The 19,247-nt window shown below is 59.9% G+C and carries 17 protein-coding genes; 6 read left to right on the plus strand and 11 right to left on the minus strand.

The features are described from left to right. The first annotated feature begins 112 nt into the window (after positions 1–112). Positions 113–1,570, plus strand: coding sequence for a sugar transferase (locus BLW08_RS14065; protein WP_254779864.1), 1,458 nt, complete (start codon positions 113–115; stop codon positions 1,568–1,570). Positions 1,571–1,902: 332 nt separating this feature from the next. On the opposite strand, the gene BLW08_RS14070 is transcribed toward BLW08_RS14065, so the two are convergent. The 10 genes from BLW08_RS14070 to BLW08_RS23895 all read right to left on the minus strand — a co-directional run bounded on the left by BLW08_RS14070 (position 1,903) and on the right by BLW08_RS23895 (position 12,746). After that, the gene (locus BLW08_RS14070) at positions 1,903–3,579 is read right to left on the minus strand and encodes a tyrosine-protein kinase domain-containing protein (RefSeq protein WP_091325823.1); all 1,677 of its coding nucleotides are present in this window, start codon (positions 3,577–3,579) and stop codon (positions 1,903–1,905) included. 130 nt (positions 3,580–3,709) lie between these two features. Then, the gene (locus BLW08_RS14075) at positions 3,710–4,048 is read right to left on the minus strand and encodes a PqqD family protein (protein ID WP_091325824.1); all 339 of its coding nucleotides are present in this window, start codon (positions 4,046–4,048) and stop codon (positions 3,710–3,712) included. A gap of 187 nt (positions 4,049–4,235) precedes the next feature. Then, positions 4,236–5,453, minus strand: a complete 1,218-nt coding sequence (locus tag BLW08_RS14080; RefSeq protein ID WP_175538706.1) for a glycosyltransferase — start codon at positions 5,451–5,453, stop codon at positions 4,236–4,238. After that, complete coding sequence (locus tag BLW08_RS14085; protein WP_139244903.1) at positions 5,437–6,525, minus strand: glycosyltransferase family 4 protein; 1,089 nt, start codon at positions 6,523–6,525, stop codon at positions 5,437–5,439. Before BLW08_RS14085 ends, BLW08_RS14080 begins: the two co-directional genes overlap by 17 nt. Further along, complete coding sequence (locus BLW08_RS14090) at positions 6,515–7,798, minus strand: glycosyltransferase family 4 protein (RefSeq protein ID WP_091325829.1); 1,284 nt, start codon at positions 7,796–7,798, stop codon at positions 6,515–6,517. Before BLW08_RS14090 ends, BLW08_RS14085 begins: the two co-directional genes overlap by 11 nt. Then, a complete protein-coding gene (locus tag BLW08_RS14095; protein ID WP_139244904.1) occupies positions 7,795–8,469 on the minus strand; it encodes a hypothetical protein in 675 nt (224 codons plus the stop codon). The genes BLW08_RS14090 and BLW08_RS14095 overlap by 4 nt, the downstream gene beginning before the upstream one ends. 240 nt (positions 8,470–8,709) lie before the next feature. Continuing rightward, complete coding sequence (locus BLW08_RS14100; protein ID WP_091325832.1) at positions 8,710–10,056, minus strand: lipopolysaccharide biosynthesis protein; 1,347 nt, start codon at positions 10,054–10,056, stop codon at positions 8,710–8,712. Continuing rightward, the gene (locus BLW08_RS14105) at positions 10,053–11,381 is read right to left on the minus strand and encodes an O-antigen ligase family protein (RefSeq protein ID WP_091325833.1); all 1,329 of its coding nucleotides are present in this window, start codon (positions 11,379–11,381) and stop codon (positions 10,053–10,055) included. The genes BLW08_RS14100 and BLW08_RS14105 overlap by 4 nt, the downstream gene beginning before the upstream one ends. Continuing rightward, positions 11,378–11,950, minus strand: coding sequence for a DapH/DapD/GlmU-related protein (locus BLW08_RS14110; protein ID WP_091325835.1), 573 nt, complete (start codon positions 11,948–11,950; stop codon positions 11,378–11,380). The genes BLW08_RS14105 and BLW08_RS14110 overlap by 4 nt, the downstream gene beginning before the upstream one ends. Positions 11,951–12,593: 643 nt before the next feature. Further along, positions 12,594–12,746, minus strand: coding sequence for a hypothetical protein (locus tag BLW08_RS23895; protein WP_175538708.1), 153 nt, complete (start codon positions 12,744–12,746; stop codon positions 12,594–12,596). 124 nt (positions 12,747–12,870) lie between these two features. Between BLW08_RS23895 and BLW08_RS14120 the strand changes: the two genes are divergently transcribed. The 5 genes from BLW08_RS14120 (at position 12,871) to BLW08_RS14140 (ending at position 18,610) form a co-directional block, all read left to right on the plus strand. Further along, on the plus strand, positions 12,871–14,097 hold the full coding sequence (locus BLW08_RS14120) for a glycosyltransferase family 4 protein (protein ID WP_091325839.1): 1,227 nt from the start codon (positions 12,871–12,873) through the stop codon (positions 14,095–14,097). A 45-nt stretch (positions 14,098–14,142) separates the two neighbouring features. Beyond that, positions 14,143–15,180 (plus strand): GDP-mannose 4,6-dehydratase, encoded by a 1,038-nt coding sequence (gene gmd / locus BLW08_RS14125; RefSeq protein ID WP_217639246.1) that lies wholly within the window; start codon positions 14,143–14,145, stop codon positions 15,178–15,180. Next, the gene (locus BLW08_RS14130; protein ID WP_090821992.1) at positions 15,177–16,142 is read left to right on the plus strand and encodes a GDP-L-fucose synthase family protein; all 966 of its coding nucleotides are present in this window, start codon (positions 15,177–15,179) and stop codon (positions 16,140–16,142) included. The genes gmd and BLW08_RS14130 overlap by 4 nt, the downstream gene beginning before the upstream one ends. 92 nt (positions 16,143–16,234) lie before the next feature. Further along, a complete protein-coding gene (locus BLW08_RS14135; RefSeq protein WP_090821990.1) occupies positions 16,235–17,155 on the plus strand; it encodes a nucleotidyltransferase family protein in 921 nt (306 codons plus the stop codon). 69 nt (positions 17,156–17,224) lie between these two features. After that, positions 17,225–18,610, plus strand: a complete 1,386-nt coding sequence (locus BLW08_RS14140; RefSeq protein WP_090821988.1) for a UDP-glucose dehydrogenase family protein — start codon at positions 17,225–17,227, stop codon at positions 18,608–18,610. On the opposite strand, the gene BLW08_RS14145 is transcribed toward BLW08_RS14140, so the two are convergent. Further along, the gene (locus tag BLW08_RS14145) at positions 18,607–19,161 is read right to left on the minus strand and encodes a helix-turn-helix domain-containing protein (protein WP_139244905.1); all 555 of its coding nucleotides are present in this window, start codon (positions 19,159–19,161) and stop codon (positions 18,607–18,609) included. The two genes, BLW08_RS14140 and BLW08_RS14145, sit on opposite strands and share 4 nt — an antisense overlap. Between the last annotated feature and the right edge of the window lie 86 nt (positions 19,162–19,247).

A 19,247-nucleotide genomic window follows, 5' to 3' on the forward strand; every position in this document is an offset into this window, starting at 1 on the left:
CTTCGGCAGCGGTCACTTCAAGCGGGAACTGCGACCACAGTTCCACCGGAACCTTCAGCTAGCCTAAATGGAATTTGTGGTGTCGACTTTGATTAGAAACCCCGCTCAACGTGTGAGCAGCTCACGGCAGGCAAATGACAAGCTGGACGTGCTTGAGCGTGATGGGCGGGTCAGGGTGCTGCTGGTTGATTTTCTCTGCATCACCTGGGCCGTTGCTATCGCCGAGCTCCTTCGCTTCGGCCTGGAACGCCATTCTTTGGATGTTTGGTCCGTGCAGACGCCCTATCCCCTGGTCAGTGTGGTCCTTGATATTTTGTGGTGGATTACCTTGGGCGCATTAGGTACCAGGGAACCACGAATACAGGGTTTCGGCACTGATGAGTACAGACGAGTGACCACAGCTTCACTCTGGTTGTTCGGGGGGATAGCCATTTTCTCCTACGTGTTCCAGCTCGATACCGCCCGAGGCTACGTGGCAGTGGCCTTGCCGTTAGGCATCGTAACGCTGCTCATAGGCCGTTGGGCCCTGCGAAAAGGCTTGATCCTTCGACGAAAGTCCGGCCAGCACCTGCGCCGGGTTCTGGTCATCGGAGGGGCCCAGAGTGCCGCCCACCTTGTTCGGCAGCTGGTGGCCCATCCAGCGGCGGGCTATCAACCGGTGGCAGCGTACCTGACCGCTCCGGACGCAAAGGAGCCCTGGCCGGAAGGTCTTGAATTGCCCGTCATTGGTAAGGGCAGGGACCTGGCCGGAATACTGGCGGCTGTGGACGCCACCGCTGCGGACTCTGTGGCCATCTCCGGCGCCGACGTCGACCCCCCAACACTGAGGCAACTCGGTTGGACGCTGACGGCCCGGGACATCGGCATGTTCATGGCACCAGCTCTGACCGACGTCGCCGGCCCACGCATTCACATGCAGCCGTTGGCGGGGCTGCCCCTGATCCACGTCACCACGCCCAACCTCGAGGGCCCCAAGGCGCTGGCCAAGCGCGGATTCGACATCCTGGCGTCCTTGGCCCTCCTCATTATCCTGGCCGTTCCTATGTGCGTCGTCGCACTGCTGGTCAAACTCGACAGCCCTGGCGCCGCGATGTTCCGCCAGACGCGTATAGGCCGATCCGGCGAAGTTTTCAGCATGCTGAAGTTCCGGTCAATGGTTGTCGATGCCGAGCAGCAATTGGCTCAGCTCGCCGCAAAGAACCAGGGAAACGGCGTTCTCTTCAAATTAAAGGATGATCCTCGCGTCACCCGGGTTGGCCGCTTCATCCGCCGTTACTCCATCGATGAGCTGCCACAACTTTTCAATGTCCTCTGGGGCGACATGAGCCTTGTAGGTCCTCGGCCCCCACTACCGGTGGAAGTGGAAACCTATGACGACTTTGCCCATCGTCGTCTCCTCGTTAAACCAGGCCTCACTGGCCCATGGCAGGTGAGCGGACGAAGCGACCTGTCGTGGGATGACTCAATTCGACTGGATCTCTATTACGTGGAGAACTGGTCCATGTTCCAGGACATGATTTACCTACTGCGCACGGTCAGAGCCGTATTCGGCAAAGACGGCGCATACTGAAACACCCGCGCCTGCCCTCAACGACTGCCAGTTGAGGGCAGAGGCGGGCTGTGGGATAACAGTGCTGCTCTGCCTGCTTGCCATGAGTGAGATCCTCGTACCTTCAATGTGAAGCCAGTCGAGGGATGCGTCTGCCGTCCCCGACGCCCACGGCAGCGATGCGTCCGGCATAGGCGATGGGGGGAAGCCTCGCCGACAAGGGGGCCAGCCCGCCCGCTGAGGCTGGCGGCGCGGGAGCCGGGCACAAGAAAGTGCCGCGTCTGCCCCTTGGGGCAAGTCGCGGCACTTCGGGTGAAACCGGGTAGATGAGGTAAGCGGGGGACTGTCAGACCCTAGCTCGGTGGGGCCGAGCGCCGGCCCCTCCCGTCAGAGGGGGAACGCCATTGGCTTTCGGGGGCCAAAAATGACGGGGTGTCAGAGCTGTTTGTCAGGGAATTTGAGGGTCCGGCTATGGCATGGCCCAGGCCTGACAGCATCGCTTGGGAAGTGATCTCTGCAGCCTTGGCAGGTTCCTGCCACGGTGAATGTGCCTCGAAACCATTGCCGTCCACCGAAACCCCAGCATGTCCGGGTTGGGAGGTGGGGTTCATCCCTGAACGCGGTGGAATGGTGTCCCGTGACTCGTCGGCGCTGACGTACGCGCCGTAATAGCCATAGTTGAGATCGCCCTGTCCCTTGGTAGCCACGCAGTTGAGGATGACGCCCAGCACCCGCCCTTGAACGCGCGTCAGGTTGCTGAGGGCCCTGTACAGGGTGTCCCGGGTGGTCTTACGGGCGCGTGCAACCACCAGGGTGCCGTCTGCGACGCGGGAAAGGACAGCTGCGTCCGTGACAGGGAGCAGAGGCGGCGCATCAATGAGGACAATAGCCCGCTGCGCCAGGTCTTTCAGCAGGTGTTCCATCGCCCGTGACCCAAGGAGCTCAGAGGGATTTGGTGGTATTCGACCCGCGGTGAGGATTCTGAGCCGCGGATTCGGGCCCCATTCCTGAAGTACGTCGTCGATGGATGCCCGGCCTGAGAGAATATCGGTCACGCCTACATCCGGCAGGACATCGAAAACCTGATGAACCGTGGGCCGGCGAAGGTCGGCATCAACAACGATGACGTCTCTTCCGGCAGCGGCGATCGTCGCAGCAAGATTGCTGGTTACAGTGCTCTTGCCCTCGGAAGGCAGAGAACTGGTAATCAGAAGAATACGGGGTGGGTTGTCCACGTCAATAAAGTTCAGGTTGGTCCGAAGTTCCCGCAAGGCCTCAGCCATGGCATGGCCGCCAGGAACGCGGTGAACCACCGATGTACTTTCAAGGACGCTTGATTTTTCACTGAGCCGTTTGTCCAACGGCAAGGTTCCAACAACCGCGAGGCCGAACAACCGTTCGATTTCGCTTGCTGCGCGGATCCTGCGGTCAAAGTGGTTGCGGGCCAGGGCATAGCCAAGGCCAACCAGCAAACCACCGGCCAAGCCAATTCCAATGGTCGCGGTCAGCAGGGGGGAAACAGGTGCCGAGGGCAGGGTTGCTTTCGCCAACGGGACGATCTTGGTGACAGGCTCTGTGCCCGGGCTGGCATTCCCCTTGTCCAATTCGTAGACCTGTGACGCCAGAGCGGCAACCCACGCATCAGCCACATTTTGGGCTGTCTGGGCATCTGAGGATCGTGCGGTGATTCGAATCTCAACCGAATCGAGGGGAACACTCACGCTGATGGATCTTGTGATGTCCGGTGCCGATTCCTTCAAACCCAAGGTCCTGATGACGCTTTCAGCGACCAGGATGGACTCGCCAACTGATTGATAACCCTTGGCTTTGGATTTGGCCAGGCTGTCCCCAGCGAGGGACAAACCGAGGTTCTCGGCCCCGGCGGCGACCACTATGCCGCTGGATTCAGCTGCGTAGACCTTGGGCTGCAGGGCATACCAGCCAAGGGATCCTCCCGTCATTAACACCGTGATGACCAGGATCCCGAGCCAATGTGAGCGGACTACGGAAAGGAGGTCATTGCCTGACATCCCTTGAGGTTTATCGTCCTGCAGCAATTGTGTGGTCCTCTCCATGCATGCCAGGTGCGTACTATTCCAAGACTGTTATGTCAGTCTCGGTACTGTCATGAGGCACTGAGAACCTCATATACGTCTGGCCTCAGTACCTAGGCTCAGCCCCCTTGGATGGCCCATCGGGTTGCGCAGCTGATGAACGCTCGATGCTCTCGGCGAGGCCGTGAACGGACAGTTCGGTCAAAAAGCTCCGAACCTGCTCCGCCATGGAAGTTCCGTTCACGTCCAGGAAAGCCCTGTTCAACTCCTGGAGAATGTCGCCTTCAGTCCGCGTTCCATCAATGAGTTCCCAGATGGCGGCCGCCGAGCCCAGCAGAACAAGGGGGGAACCTTGATTCAGATTCAGGAGAGCCCAGCGCTCTTCACCGTGAGTGGGGACTTCAGCGACGGCTTTTGCCTTATGCCAGAACTGCGTCACGTGCATGTACCTGTTTCCTGGAATCCGGGGCGCACCCTTGGAGGCAGTCTTAACAACTGCCGGGCCCGCACTTATGGTCAATCTGCGCGGAGTGCCTTGTGACCCCGCTTTGAAAGGTTGCTTTCAAGGCGCCTCAGCGCGTCCAGCTCCGTATCCGTGATCGGCCGGTTCTCCGTATTTACGCCTTGATTTGTCAGTACTTATGGTGGGTCGCCACATTCCTCGACTCGTTGATCGCTGGGGGAGGCGAGGCGTCCGAACCGGCTTTGGTCAGATCGCGGTAAACGTCTTCAAGCTGCTTGGTAACACTGTCTATGGAGAAGCGTTCCCTGGTCAGTTTGATGGCGGCAGCCGACGAAGATGCCAACAGGCCCGGCTCCTCCAAGAAACGACGCAGGGCGGCAGAAAGGCTGTGGACGGATGAGTCGCAGACGATGCCCGCTCCGGACTCTGCAATGAAAGGGGCAAGTCCGCAACTGTCAGTCACAATGACCGGAACGCCCACGGACATTGCCTCCAGGACGCTCATGGGAAATGGTTCGTCAACTGACGGCAACACATACACCGATGCCCTTCTCATTCGGTCCAGAGTTTTGCTGGGTTGCAATGGCCCCTCAAGCCGGATCCAACCGGACGATCCCAAGGCCTGAATCTGACGTCGAACCTCCGGCTCCTCGCCTTCGTCCGGTCCCACCAGAGCCACTTCCATCGGCTTGTCGGTGGTCGTGGAGAGAAGAGTGGCTGCCTGGACAAGCACCGAAGGCCTTTTGCGTTTATGCAGTCGTGCCAGGTAGAGGAATTCGAAGGACGTTGTCTCTTTGTCTTCGGCGGCGTCAGCCCGGGGCACTCCATTAACCAGCCGTTCCAGGGTTCCGTGACGGGCACCCAGAAGCCCTCCGAGTGATCTCTGTTCTTCGGGCGTCAGCCAAAAGCATCGCTTGCTGGCCCGCAGCACGCGAAGTGTCACCAGGGTGTCCAGAATCCTGGCGAGCTTCTTATCGGATTCGTCGATCATCCCGTGGGTTTGGACCACAAAAGGAATGCCCCGCATGAGGCAAAGGAGGGCGGCCGGAAGCATCACCAAGTCCCGCGCAAGGTGGAGGTGAACAATATCTGCACCCTTGAGCGCCTGCCACAGCGCCGGCAACATTGCTGGAGCTGCCAGCCCGGCAAACCCGGTGCCGGGGATGATGCGGATCGCCCTGAAGAGGCGCGACCGCACACCGTCGCCAAAGTACGGTTGGTCCACTTCCCCGCGCACCCCGGCGAATACTTGAACCTGGTGTCCGTGCCTGGCAAGTTCCATCGACTGGTTTTGCGCAACCCGCACGGGCCCGCCGTAGGCGCCGTCCGGGCTGACCAGGGTTACCACCTGGACTATCCTCAATGCGTCGCTACCGATTTCTTCCACGGCCGGCCTCCTTGAGCGTGCGTTCGATCGCCGCGTAGTAGCGGTCCACCATGATGTTCTCTTTGTGCCGGTTCGCATGAGTCAGGGCGTCTCTCCGCCGGGCAAAGACGTCGTCCGGATTGCTGAGCAGTGCACGAAGGCGGCTGTGCAACGACGTCGAATCCAGTGGGCTGAAACCCACTGCCTGACTGCCGGCGGCGTCTGGCAGCCCGCCGTGGTTTGCGTAAATGACGACGCACCCCGCAGCCGCAGCTTCAAGAGCGACAGTGCCAAACGGCTCTGGCATTCGGCTGGGGATAACAACAATGGAATTCCTGTTCAGAATCCGGTTGGCCTCTTCCGGACCCTGAGAGCCCAGGAACGTCACTGCCGTGCCCAAACCGCTTTTCCCAGCAAGATTTTCGAGGCGCTCACGTTCCGGGCCGTCACCCACAATTGTCAGTGAGAAGCCTTCTATGTCCCCCACTAGTTCCGCTGCTGCCTGGATCAGGAGGTCAACGCCTTTATCCTCGCTGAGGCGCCCCAAATAGGCGATTCCCAGCGGAGCGCGGACCTCGTCGTCGAGCACTGAAAAGTATTCATCACGGTAACTGTTCGGAATGACTTCGACGTCGCCCTCAACATGATCTGCCAGAACTTTGCTGTTGGCCACAATGACGTCCGCCCGCTGGATGATGCGGTATTTGACGGCGTATTTGAGCCGCTGGATTCGGGTGAGCTTCTGCCCCGGCATGGTCACCCACATCCTGAGGGAGACCATCCACGGCTTGCGAAGCAGCGCCAATGGCCACCACAGCGAGATTGCCGGGTTGTTGTGGAAGACGACGTCGGCCCTGCGCACCAAAGCGAACAGGCGCCGTGGCGACGGTCGCCTGATGACTTCATAAGGGAAATCTCTTGTCTGGTCGGGTTCTGCGGTGTTTGTGATGACCGATACTTCAGCGCCGTGCCTCATGAATCCGCGCGCGAGGATGTCGGAAGTGATTTCCACACCGCCAACGCCCGGATAGAAGACATGCGCCACCACAGCGATCCTCAGCGGTCGTTGCTCGGGTGTTGGGCTATTTGCCACGCGCACCACTTCCAATTTCTTGGAGGAACCGGGCAATTCCTTCACGAAAGGGACCCCAGCCTGATGCTCGGGCGATCTCCAACGCCTTGGCGCTCCGCTCTTCAACCAGTCCAGGATTATCCAGGAATCGTTGCAGCTCGGCGACAATTTGTTCGGGCGCAAAACGATCCACTACTGCTCCCGCGCCCTGGACCACCAGATCATCGACTCCACTTCCCAGCGTCACCACCGCGGGTAGCCCCTGGCTCAGCCCTTCCAAGGCCGCGAGGGAACGGCCCTCCACGAGGCTCGGCAGCAACAGCACGTGATGCTTTCGCATTTCCAGGAGAATGTCACTCCGTGGCATGGTCCCGCGGTAGTCGACAGTTCCGAGCATGTCCTCGAGGGCAGGAAACGTCTCGCCCGGCAATTGGCCGATAACCGTAACGTGCACGGCGGAAGAGAGCGCTTTTGCAGCGGACACAACGTCGGCAATACCCTTCATGCCTACTATGCGGCCTACGAACAACACCCTGAGCGGGCCGCGTCCGTCCCAGCTCAGCGGAGCCTGCCCAGGGTGGACGTGGGGGCAGCCGTAGGGAATCTCTGCGATGTGGCTCTCGACACCGGCCGCACGCAGGCTCTCAGTGACCTGAGCCGACGGCGAGATCAGCCGGGTTGCCAGTTGGAGCTCAAGGTCTTCCTTGGAATGGACCAGGCTTGGGGACAAATCCTGGCGTGCCGTGACTGCCCATCCAGGTGCGAGGCCCTCAAGATGCTCGGCCCAGTGCCTGGTAGTAGCCCAGTGAACGTGGGGAACTTCCAAAATCGTTTCCATGTCGCGTTCCCGGGCCGCCCTGAACACCTTTGAGGCGAAGGTTGAGTATCCGTAGACAGCACCCGGTTGAGGTAGCCGATGGAGCGTCTTAATGGCCTTCGTCTCCACTTGGTTGGCAACCCAGTGGGCCGAGAGTGGACCCGAAGCTGAGCCGAGTCGTCGTAGCCCCGCCGGCTGCGCACGCAGCAGAAGGTTGCGGACGAGTTCACTCGCCGGCGTGACGTGCAGCTGATGGTCTCCGATCATGGGAAACATCCGGCGTTCAACCAGTGACCTTGCGGGCCGGAGCCAGGACAGTGCCTCAGAATCTGTCCATCCGATCGAGGTGACAAAGGCGGACAGTTGGCGGTGTTCACTCAGCGCGGTCAGGGTCTGACGGACGTTTTCGTTCCCGAAGGGGTGCACAAGCACCGTTTCCATGGAACCCGCGGAGGCATTTGGCGTGGATCCGGTCATGGTTTGGTGGTGATGTCGTTTGCCGCATTGTCGGAGGCTATGGAGGTGACATCGGCAAGACTGAAGACCGCAGCCAATTGCGTATCGTTCTTGCCTTCGCTCACGTTCTCGTAGTGCAGGGCTTGCTCCTGTGATCGGGGGTAAATCGTGAGGTGTTGCCCGGCAGCGTCGACCACCCGGCGTCGATAACCGCTGCGGATCGCCAACGCATTCAGCCAGATGTCGTCCGCGCGGGGAGCCACGTCGAGGAATTGCGTTCCTGCGTCCTTTATCGCGGACTGCAGCCGGGGAGGTAGAAGCACCCCCGCTCCTCCCGTCAGGAAATTGGCGTGGCTGTTTGAACCAACTGGAGCCGGTGTCCACGAGTTGTAATCGGCAAGAGTTGCGTCTCCGGCATTAGTCTTCATGCGATGAGCCCTGTAGGCCGGGATCTCATGAACATGCCCTGAGGCGCGGATGAGGATCTCCAGCCAACGTCGCGGGTACATAAGGTCATCGTCGGCAAGCGCGAGGTCCAGTCCATCCCGGGCGAAGTCACGGCAATAGGGGAAGTACTTCTTGTGTGGTCCAAAGTCATCACAAAAGCGGATCTCCAAGCCCCGCCGTTGAAGGCGCTGAAGCATAGGGTAGGCCTCGGGCTGGAAGTCAGGCTCATCGACCCAAAGGATCATGCGGGCCGGCCTTACTGAACCTCCGGCAATAGACTCCAAGGCATGGGCCACGATTCCCAATCGACGCCCGTAGGAGGTCATGCTCACTACGACGTCCGCTGCCCCCGTTACTTTCTGCCGGCTTAAAAAGTTACGAACTCTTAGGCTGCTGATGAGCCCGATCTTGTACGCAAGCCGTGGAATCTTCGGCAGTAAACTGTCCAAGGCGAGCTGACGCCTCGGATTAATTGGAACGGGCATCTACTTCTTCCTGTCTGTCATCTTTGAAATCGTTGTGTGGACGAGCTGGAGATCGTGGCGCCTGAGGCCATAGAAGCCCCGCATTGTCATTCCAAAGTGCGTGCGCAGCCACACGATGTTCATAGTGCCGGCGACCGCACTTCCCACCAGGGTGGCCAGAGCCGCCCCCATTGCACCCATGGTTGGTACGGTCACCATGAGGATGGCGGTGTTGAGCAATGCTCCAATGACCATGCCGCAGCTGCGGAGCCCCGGACGGCCACGTGCGCTGAGCCCTGCACCGGCTACAGAACCGGCACTCCCGAGGGCCACACCTGCAAGAATCACCCAGCACACTGCTACAGCTGCTCCGAACGTCTCACCGAAAAACAATGGGATGGCCCACGGAAGGGACACTCCGATTCCAAGGCTCGCCAAGGCTGACGCAGCCGAGGTTAAACGGGCGGTCTGTTGGAGTCGTTGTTGGTGCTCGTGCTGATGGGAGCTCTCCGCGTCAGAGGAAAACACAACATTGCGGACGGCGCTTGAAAGCAAAGCGGGAATCTCTCCCAGGCTGACGGCAACAGAGTAGAGTCCGAGCTGTGCCGCGTTTGCGAACGGAACCATCAGAAGCTGGTCGAGACGCAAGAGGACAACTCCCGCCAGGGAACCCACCCACAAGCGGCTTCCGTAGTTGAACAACCTGACTCTTGCAGCGGTGGCGTTTCTTGATCCGCGTCGGTACCTGATGAGGTACGGCAGCGTCACCAGCCCCTTCAGAAGGGGGAAGCCGAGCATCGCAATAGTTGCCGCCAAGGGGGTCAGAGTATTGGCCGCGGCCATCACGGCCAGAACAAGAAGGCGCAGGGCGGACAGGCCAAAGTCAATCAACGCTGACTGCTTCCACGCATGGTTTCCGGCCAATACGCTGTTAGGCACGGAGGCCCAAAAAGTCGGAACGGTCAGGGCCGCGGTAACAAGAATGAGTTGCCGGATTTCCGCGTTTCCATCCGCGAGGAGCGAGGCGCTCAGCGTCACGAGCGCTGCAGCGGCGATCCCCAACAGTGTGAGAATCCAAAAAGCCCGTCTTACGGCCCTGCGGGCGCCTCGCGCCTGCCTGGCAATGAAATACGTGAGTGCCTCGGGGATGCCAAGTGCTCCCACAGCCACTGCGAAGAGCATGGGAGCCATGCCGGCAGCTAGCTCCCCGCGTCCCACAACACCTAGCGATTGAGCCAGGATTGGAGCGGTGGCAAGTGACATGAGCGGAGTCATTGCCGATCCGGCTACGGCATAGAAGATCCGGCTTCCATGGCTTTCTTTTTGAGCGATGTCCGTGCCAGTGCTGCGGTCCAAACGCTGTCTCATGAAGCGGGTACCCGCCCCGCAGGAAAAGACGATGAACCGCCCTGACCGGGCAAGCGACGTGACGACACTCTCTGGGCGCTCTCCACCAAGCGGGGATTCCGGGAGGAACGGTAGCTCGCCATGGCCAGCACGAACCAGAAGAGGTGGATGTCGATGGAGTTGCCGCCGATGGAACTATAGCCGTTGATCGAAACGATGATCAGCGCCGCCGCAGCGACGCCCGGCCAGCTGTCCCGTTCCTTGATCTTGAAGTGGCCCAAAAGGAGGCAAGCCATGAAGACGAAGAACGCCACCACAACCAGAATTCCGAACATGAGGGCCATCATGAAGTAGCCGTTCTCAAGACTGGAGCCCAGAGTGCCCATGCCCTTGAGATCCCGGCTGCCCGGATACCCGCCCGTGAAGAACTCCGAAGTGTGCTCCCAGAACCAGTCGAAGGCGGCTACTCTCAGGGCCGCGGAGCCGTTGTCATCTTCGAATTTATGCAAGAGCTTCTCACCGGCGACGCCCTGGATGCTTACTAAAAGCGCGACGGCGACCACCGTTGCAAGAAGGACGCTCCGAAGAATTCTGCGGCCCCCGATGATCACCAGAAAAACGAATCCGACGATCGTGAGGATGAGGCCCATACGACCGTAGGCAAGCGGCACCGTGACCAGGAGGACTGCTGCCAGCGCGAAGCGAAGGAACATGGACCGGATCAGGGCGAGAAGAGGCATGAGGGCCGCAAAGAAGACACCAACTTGGATACCGTGACCAAACGTTCCAATGGCAGCACCAAGCTCGGATTGAGTGCCATTCAGCCAGATTCGTGAGAAGTCGCTTTCCCACACCAGGGGCCGTCCTGTGGCCACCTGGATCTGAGACAGCACGGCTTCCGCAAGGCCCAAAAGGACAAACGTCACCAGGAAGACTTTTCCTGCTGCTGGTGCCGAGCGGATTGAATATCGCATGAAAACGAAGACGTAGTACGGTGCCCATACGATGCCCAGCACAAACATGGTTGTATCCAGCAGTCCTGCGCTGCCCGGATTTCCGACGTCGGTCATCATGACTGCCGCGATGCCACCGAGAATTGCTTGAGGCCATACTCCTGCAGAACGGATGACGCGTCCGAAAATGCTTGGCGCGAATGCCAGCTGGACCAGGACAAAGCAGAGAAACAGGTACATCGACGGGTGCAACCCGGGCATTACTTCGTTCTGAACCACCCCGGGAACCAGAATTCGCACCACAATAACGGCGGCCAGAACAAAGTGCATACGGCGAACAAAGACGACGCTGAAGACCAGGCAGAGTCCGATCCAGATGATCAGCGTGCTCACAGCGGCTCTCCACCCGTGCCGGCAGTTTTTGCGGCACCGCTCCGCGTGTGGCCGGTTGAAGCGAGCAGTCGTGTCCCGCTGGGCAAGTCCTTGACCACCAAAGCCGAGGCCCCTACCAGGCACGCGTCGCCGATGTTCACGCCACGCAGCACCGTGGCACGGGCGCCAATCCAGCTCCCGTCACCAATGACAATTGGCGCGTTGTCGAACTCAAAGGTGGGGGAATCGAAGGAGTGGCTGCCGGTGCAAAGGAGGGCCCCTTGGGAAATGCAGCAATCGGAACCAATGGTGACGGGCTCCAGGTTGAGGATCCAGGCATCGACGCCGATCCACACGTTGTCGCCGATGGTTAGTTTCCACGGCCAATGAACAGTAACTCCGTGGCGGATTTTCACGCCCTGCCCGATGGAGGCACCGAAGGCCCTGAGAAGGCGCACTCGAAGGGACGCCGGGCACCACCACGTGCGGAAGATCAGATGTTGAATGGCGAACCAGGATGCTTGCCAGAGTAGTCCACGGCCTTTGTGGTAGCCGGCGCCGGTGAACCCGGAAAGATCCAACCGACTCATCCTCGGTGGTGTTCCAGGGCCTGGGCGTCGTCTGTGATCGGTGGTGAACACGCCACCGCCCTCGTCGTGGTGTCCATTTTGTCCTCAGCATTCTGTGATTCGGATACCACTAGATTGTGGTTGGGGGTTGGCTCCCCCTAGACCCAATGGGCCTCCCTTTCTAGGTGGTGGGGTTGACCGCCGGACAGGCCCTTTCAGATGCCTCCGTGGAGGCTCGCCACGCATTACGTATGGATGCCATGGCCACCTGCGTGGAGGGGCAAGCTCTAGCCCCGGAGTGGTCCTGCCGCCCCGCAAACCACGTATTGCCCGCGTGGTTTTCGCATCACCCACCACCCACACGCAGATGTCCCTGGCGGCCATACGTAATACCCGATGTAGCGCCACGGAGCCGCCGAGGTGCAGGCGGAACACCGATGGACTTCAGCGCTGGCCGCATCCACTGCTTCCCGTGCGGCGATAAGGAGTGTCATCAGGCCCAGGTGGCGGAGCGTGGGCTATTTGGGGTCCTACCCGACCACGTAGAAAGTCGGGTATTTCCGGTCTAGGGGGCATTGATCTCCAACAACAATCTAGTGGTATCCGAATCACAGAATGCTGAGGAAAAATGGACACCAAGACGAGGGTGGTGGCTTGTTCACCATCAATTCCGGGCCATGCCCGTGCCCTGGAACCCCAGATCGTGGCTCAAAGCCCAGTTCTTTACGAGGGACTGGAGATTCCTGACCAGACCAAGTTGCGGTCTCATGAAAAGGGCAGGCGGATCGTACTCATTGCGGGCATCGTACTGGGTCATGTTGTCACTCTGTTTGGGCCGCTGTTGCTTGGCCGTTGGCCTGTAGGCCCCCTGTGACGTGTGAGTCCGTACCGCATCCAGCGTCCAACCCTCCATTGAGCGTCCATTGCATCGGCAAGGACTCATGAAGACGCTGATCGTGGGACTGAATTACGCCCCGGAACCCAGCGGTAATGCCCCCTACACCACCAAACTCGCTCAGGGACTGGCCGCGCGCGGGGTCACGGTCAACGTGCTGACTGGATACCCCCACTATCCGCAATGGAAGATCGTCGACGGATACAAAGGCCTCTCCATGGAGGAGAATCTGGAAGCCGTGCCCGTCAAGCGGCTCCGTTCAACGGTCCCGCGACGGCCCAACGGAATTGGGCGCTTCATCATGGAAGTTACCTTTGGGGCCCGCACTGTGCTTGAGCGCTGGCATCGCCCCGACGTGGTCCTGGTTGTCAGTCCCGCCCTGTTCTCTGCGGCGTTCGCCATTCTTCGAGCACGGATCTTCCGCGTCCCCGTTGGCATCTGGGTTCAGGATCTGTACAGCAAGGGAATGGAGGAAACCAGCGGTGTGCCATCGCCGCTGGCTTCAGTCATGAAGCGCATCGAATCCGCGATCCTCAAGGCTGCAGACGGAGTCAGCGTAATTCACGAACGTTTTCGTGACCACCTTGTGGATGAGTTGGGAGTGCCCGCGGACCGCGTCCGGGTGATTCGAAATTGGACCCACGTCCGCCACCACCATTCGTTCGACAGGTCGGCGGCCCGGGACCGGCTGGGCTGGGCGCCAACGGACTTTGTTGCCCTGCATGCGGGAAATATGGGCGTGAAGCAAGGGCTGGAGAATCTCGTCGCCGCCGCAGGTGTAGCAGAGCGGGGCGGAAGCGATGTCCGGTTTGTGCTGCTGGGCAATGGCAACCAACGGCGCTTCCTCGAATCCGAGGGACATGGCGTCGACAGGCTCCAGTTCCTCGAGCCTCTTCCGGACCGCGCCTACTCGGAGGCGCTGCGTTCGGCCGACGTACTGATAGTCAACGAGCGTCCGGGGGTCCGGGAAATGTCGGTGCCGAGCAAGCTGACTAGTTACTTCGTGACAGGTCTGCCGGTAGTTGCCGCCACCGAAGCAGGCAGCGCAACCTCGCACGAGTTGTCGGCAGCAGGCGCCGGTGTCCGTGCCGAGCCCGGCACTCCGGAGGACTTGGTGGCCGCGATTGAACTCCTCCGCGAGGATCCCGGTTCGGCCAGGGAGTTCGGCGCCGCGGGCCAACAGTACAGCGAGAAGGTCCTTTCCGAAAAGGTGGCCGTGGACAACTACGCCGCCTGGTTGAGCGACCTCGCGTCGCGGAAACGCTCTCACTGATACGAGATTTGCCACATTCAGATGTACGACAAGAAGGAAAGAACTTTGGTCAAGAAAGCGCTTATCACAGGAATAACGGGCCAGGACGGCTCGTACCTCGCCGAACTACTGCTCTCAAAAGGCTATGAGGTGCATGGCCTGATCCGTCGCTCCTCGACCTTTAACACGGCACGAATCGATCACCTTTATGTGGACCCGCACAACAGTGACGCGCGCATCTTCCTGCACTACGGGGACCTTTCCGACGGCGCCCGCCTGGTGACGCTGCTGGCAGAAATTCGTCCGGATGAGGTCTACAACCTGGCCGCCCAGTCCCACGTCAGGGTTTCGTTCGACGAACCGGAGCACACCGGCAACACGACTGGAATTGGCACCATCAGGCTCCTGGAAGCCGTGCGCATGGCTGGTATCGAGACACGCTTCTACCAGGCATCCTCGTCAGAGATGTTCGGCGCCACTCCACCGCCGCAGGATGAGGAAACCCCCTTCTATCCCCGCTCTCCGTACGGGGCCGCCAAGGTTTACAGCTACTGGATGACCAAGAACTATCGGGAGGCCTACGGCATGTTTGCCGTTAACGGCATCTTGTTCAACCACGAATCGCCGCGACGTGGTGAAACCTTCGTGACCCGCAAGATCACACGCGCTGTCGCAGCGATAAAGGCCGGCAAGCAGTCGGAGCTGTACATGGGGAACCTGCAAGCGGTCCGCGACTGGGGTTACGCAGCGGAGTACGTCGAGGGCATGTGGCGCATGCTCCAGGTGGATGAGCCTGATGACTATGTGCTTGCCACCAACGAGGGCTTCACCGTCAAGGACTTCCTTCAGTACTCGTTTGAACACGCTGACATGAACTGGGAAGACTACGTCCGCTTCGATGAGCGTTACCTGCGTCCCACCGAGGTGGAGGCCCTCATTGGCGACTATTCAAAGGCCAAGGCAAAGCTGGGCTGGGAACCTACGGTGAAGACGCCGGAGCTGGCCCGCCTCATGGTGGATGCCGATATTGAAGCCCTGAAGCACGGCGGAAATCCCTGGATCGATGCCGTTGATCTGAAGTCCTGGAAGGCCCTCGCCCGATGACAATGTTCACGCCAGGACAGCTTGATCGGGCGGCCCCCTTCTATGTCGGCGGGCATGGAGGATTGGTTGGTTCCGCGCTGTGGCGGAAGCTCAATGCCGAAGGTTTCACGAACACGATCGGGAAATCATCCAAAGAGCTGGATCTGAGGAATCGTACCGCTGTCTTTGATTTCTTCGAGAAGGAGAGGCCCCGCTACGTGGCGCTGGCCGCCGCGAAGGTTGGCGGCATTCTCGCCAATAAGACGTACCCGGTGGATTTCCTCAGTGAAAATATGCAAATCCAAGTGAATGTCATGGATGCAGCCCAAAAATATGGAGTGGAACGTCTGCTGTTTTTGGGTTCATCCTGCATTTACCCCAGGATGGCTCCCCAACCCCTCAAGGAGGAGTATCTCCTGACGGGTCCGTTGGAAGAGACCAACGAGGCATACGCGATTGCCAAGATTTCGGGAATCATGCAGGTGCAGGCCGTCAGGCAGCAGTATGGCCTGCCGTGGATTTCCGCTATGCCCACCAATCTCTACGGCCCTGGGGACAACTTCTCTGCACGCGGATCCCATGTGCTGCCGGCCCTTATCCGCCGATTTGACGAGGCCCGGGTTCGCGAAGAAACCACGGTAACCAACTGGGGAACGGGCGCACCACGGCGCGAATTTCTTCACGTGGACGATTTGGCTGCTGCCTGCTTGCACCTGCTGGAAAACTACGACGGCGCGGAACATGTGAACGTTGGCGTTGGCGTTGACATGACCATCAAAGAGCTAGCCGGAATGGTCGCCCGGACTGTCGGCTATGAAGGCGCCATTGAGTGGGACGAGACGAAGCCGGATGGTACGCCCCGGAAGCTCATGGATGTGGGAAAGCTTGAGTCTCTGGGGTGGACAGCCAGCATTTCCCTGCAGGAAGGGATCGAGGCCACCTACGCCTGGTTCAAGGAGAACCGGAACGGTTTCAGGGATTAGGCGGTGGCACCGCTTCACTTTTTACAGGCGGTGGCCGGCCGGTGCCACGTCCCTGCTTGGACGTTCATGACCGCATTGGGCGGCGACTGGGTATGAGATCGCAGGTTCAGGCAGCATCTCCGGCAGAAATTCTCAGGATGGACGAGTCCATCAGGCTATCGGCGGCGCTGGTGTCCCACGTGGCAGAGAAAAGCAACATCCGGGTTCTTCTCATCAAAGGCCCAGCAGCCACGATGGTCGATGCCCGGCCGGAAAGGCAATCGCTCGATCTGGACGTCCTTCTCCTGCGCTCTGATCTGGAGACCCTGCTGACCGCGCTTGAGCAAGGTGGGTGGGAGGCCAGGATTCGGGAAGTCTCTGACGCGTTCCCTGACCATTCGACCACTCTTTTCAACGCAGGGTGGCCCTCCGACATAGACGTTCACTGGAGGTTCCCGGGGTTTTACGAGGATGAGTCCGTGGTTTTCGAACGTCTGTGGCTTGCGAGGCAACGCATTGAGCTAGGCGGCCGTCCGGCATGGACTCTGTCCCGCAACGACGCACTTCTGGTCACGCTGCTGCACGCATTGCGAAGTCCAGCCAAGGGAGTCCTCCATGGCGACGTCGCCTTTTGCGTAGGACACATATCAGCATCGTCCCGAGAACACTACGACAGGGCTGTGGAGCTGGGCGCATCGGGTCCACTGGGCCCGGTGTTTGCCGCCTTGCCGGAGACCCGGGCCCTTGACCTTGGAGAGCCACCTCTTGATTGGGTTCTGCGGACGACGGCGCAAAGGTCCGCCACGTTACGTCTCTTTCATCTCATCCAGATCCCGTGGACCAAGAAGCCGGCTGCGCTGTGGCAGGCGCTGTTCCCGTCCCGGGACTCCCTCAGCTGGCATGACCTTGAACTTCGCAACACCAGTTACTGGCAGCAATCGTCCTTTAGATTCCGTCGACTGTGGCGGAGCTTCACCGAGGGGATCCAAACCCTGAAGGAAGTACGCGAAATCCGTGCCCGAATCCGGAAATAGCCGGATAAGCAGGGTGCACTGCGGCCCCTTAGATCTGATCAAAGTTTTCATTCCGAAAAGCGAGGATTCATGCGCATTACCGTCATCGGCACCGGCTACCTTGGTGCCACCCACGCCGCCTGTATGGCCGAACTCGGCTATGAGGTGCTCGGACTCGATATCGACCCGTCGAGGGTGGCATCTCTCTCAGAAGGACTGCTGCCTTTCCATGAGCCAGGCCTGCCCGAACTTCTCCGAAAGCATGTGAACAGCGGACGTCTTCGCTTTACTACTTCCTACGAGGAGGTGGGCGCCTGGGGGGATGTGCACTTCATAGGTGTTGGAACGCCCCAGCGCACCGGCGAGGGTGCTGCCGATATGCAGTTTGTTGACGCTGCCACGATTTCTCTCGCCCGGAATATCACCAAGGATTCCCTCATCGTCGGGAAGTCGACGGTGCCGGTGGGAACCACCCGGCGCCTGAAAACCCTTGTCCGTGATAACAAACGCCCCGGGGTTTCGGTGAGCCTCGCCTGGAATCCCGAGTTCCTCCGGGAGGGCTTTGCCGTTGTGGACACGTTGACCCCTGACCGGCTGGTCATTGGTGTGGAGTCGCGTGAGGACGAGGAAATTCTGCGAGAGGTTTATGCGACCGCCATAGCGTCCGGCGTACCGCTGATCGCTACGGACTTTGAGACCGCGGAGCTCGTTAAGGTGGCTGCAAACGCGTTTCTCGCAACGAAAATCTCGTTCATCAATGCTTTTTCCGAGGTCACGGAGGTGATCGGTGGCGACATTCGGACGCTTGCGGACGCCATCGGCCTCGACGCGCGGATTGGCCGCCGCTTCCTGAACGCTGGCATCGGGTTCGGTGGTGGATGCCTGCCCAAGGACATCCGGGCCCTTCAAGCCCGCACTGTGGAACTCGGCTTGGAACGCAGCATGCGCTTCCTAGATGAGATGGATGAGATCAATTTGAGGCGGCGGGAACGGGCAGTCCATCTGGCCCGATTGATGCTTGGTTCACTATCGCAAAGCAGGATCGCCATCCTTGGCGTAGCGTTCAAACCCAACAGCGACGATGTCCGCGACTCTCCAGCCCTGGATGTTGCCGGCAAGCTCTTCGACGAAGGGGCGGAGGTGTTGGTGTACGACCCCGCGGGCAACGCCAACGCCTCCAGACGGTCGCCACAGCTTACTTACGTGACATCGATGGTGGACGCCGTAAAGAATGCGGACCTGGTCCTTCTTCTCACCGAGTGGGACGAGTTTAAAGCCCTGACGCCGGAAGTTCTTTCAGCACATACGGAAACCCGCAGGATTATCGACGGGCGGAACATACTGGATGCCGCAAGGTGGGAAGACGCTGGATGGTCTGTTGGATCGCTTGGACGACGCTTTCCGGTGAGCGAGGAGACCGGGAGGCCAGCCAGTACGGCACTCCAGCTGAGTTTGGGTCCTGCCGCAGGAGGCTAAACCGATTGCCTCACGGTAGCGCGGTAACGCCGGCTCACCGCTGTTCGGCTGGCCTGCGGGGGGATTCCAAGCTTTCGCCGTACCGATGCCAGTTGGTTCCGGAGCGTTGAGTCGGCAATTCCCAAACGCTTGGCCACTTCGATCCGGGGGAGTTCCTCGTCCCCCAGGAAATAGGCGTTGGCTGCGACCTCCTCGGCAGTGGTCAGGGGTACATAGTCCCGGCCGGAGGCAGGATCAAACGGCAGATGCGTACCGCCGTCGGCAACGCTCCTGACTGCTGCCAGCAGGTTGGGAAGCGTAGCCGTCTCAGGTACGTAGCCCCGTACGCCGAGGTCCATCAGACGTAAGACGTGGGAGCTGTGGAGAACGCCACCGTATACAAGAACGCGGTAGCCGTCACGGACCAGGTCAACCACGTTCTCTTCAAGCCCGGGCAATGTCCCATCCACCACGGACAAGTTCCTTGAGGACGCGGGGTGCAACGAGCTGGTGACCCATTGGATGAGTGCAGTGAATTGCCGCTGCTGGCTGACGACTAGTATTTGGGGCAACTCTGTAACTCCTGTCTTGGTGGATCTACTGCTCAGGGCCCGCAGGCTGTGAACAGGGTCCGGAATGTGTAAGGCCCCGGCACATG

This window comes from Arthrobacter sp. cf158, from assembly GCF_900106835.1.
Lineage (GTDB): Bacteria > Actinomycetota > Actinomycetes > Actinomycetales > Micrococcaceae > Arthrobacter.

Coding starts and splice junctions, on each gene's coding strand:
- BLW08_RS14070 (WP_091325823.1), bottom strand. CDS start 3,579: ATGTCAGGCAATGACCTCCTTTCCGTAGTCCGCTCACATTGGCTCGGG.
- BLW08_RS14075 (WP_091325824.1), bottom strand. CDS start 4,048: ATGCACGTGACGCAGTTCTGGCATAAGGCAAAAGCCGTCGCTGAAGTC.
- BLW08_RS14090 (WP_091325829.1), bottom strand. CDS start 7,798: ATGACCGGATCCACGCCAAATGCCTCCGCGGGTTCCATGGAAACGGTG.
- BLW08_RS14095 (WP_139244904.1), bottom strand. CDS start 8,469: ATGATCCTTTGGGTCGATGAGCCTGACTTCCAGCCCGAGGCCTACCCT.
- BLW08_RS14100 (WP_091325832.1), bottom strand. CDS start 10,056: ATGAGACAGCGTTTGGACCGCAGCACTGGCACGGACATCGCTCAAAAA.
- BLW08_RS14110 (WP_091325835.1), bottom strand. CDS start 11,950: ATGAGTCGGTTGGATCTTTCCGGGTTCACCGGCGCCGGCTACCACAAA.
- BLW08_RS23895 (WP_175538708.1), bottom strand. CDS start 12,746: ATGACCCAGTACGATGCCCGCAATGAGTACGATCCGCCTGCCCTTTTC.
- BLW08_RS14120 (WP_091325839.1), top strand. CDS start 12,871: ATGAAGACGCTGATCGTGGGACTGAATTACGCCCCGGAACCCAGCGGT.
- BLW08_RS14130 (WP_090821992.1), top strand. CDS start 15,177: ATGACAATGTTCACGCCAGGACAGCTTGATCGGGCGGCCCCCTTCTAT.
- BLW08_RS14135 (WP_090821990.1), top strand. CDS start 16,235: ATGAGATCGCAGGTTCAGGCAGCATCTCCGGCAGAAATTCTCAGGATG.
- BLW08_RS14140 (WP_090821988.1), top strand. CDS start 17,225: ATGCGCATTACCGTCATCGGCACCGGCTACCTTGGTGCCACCCACGCC.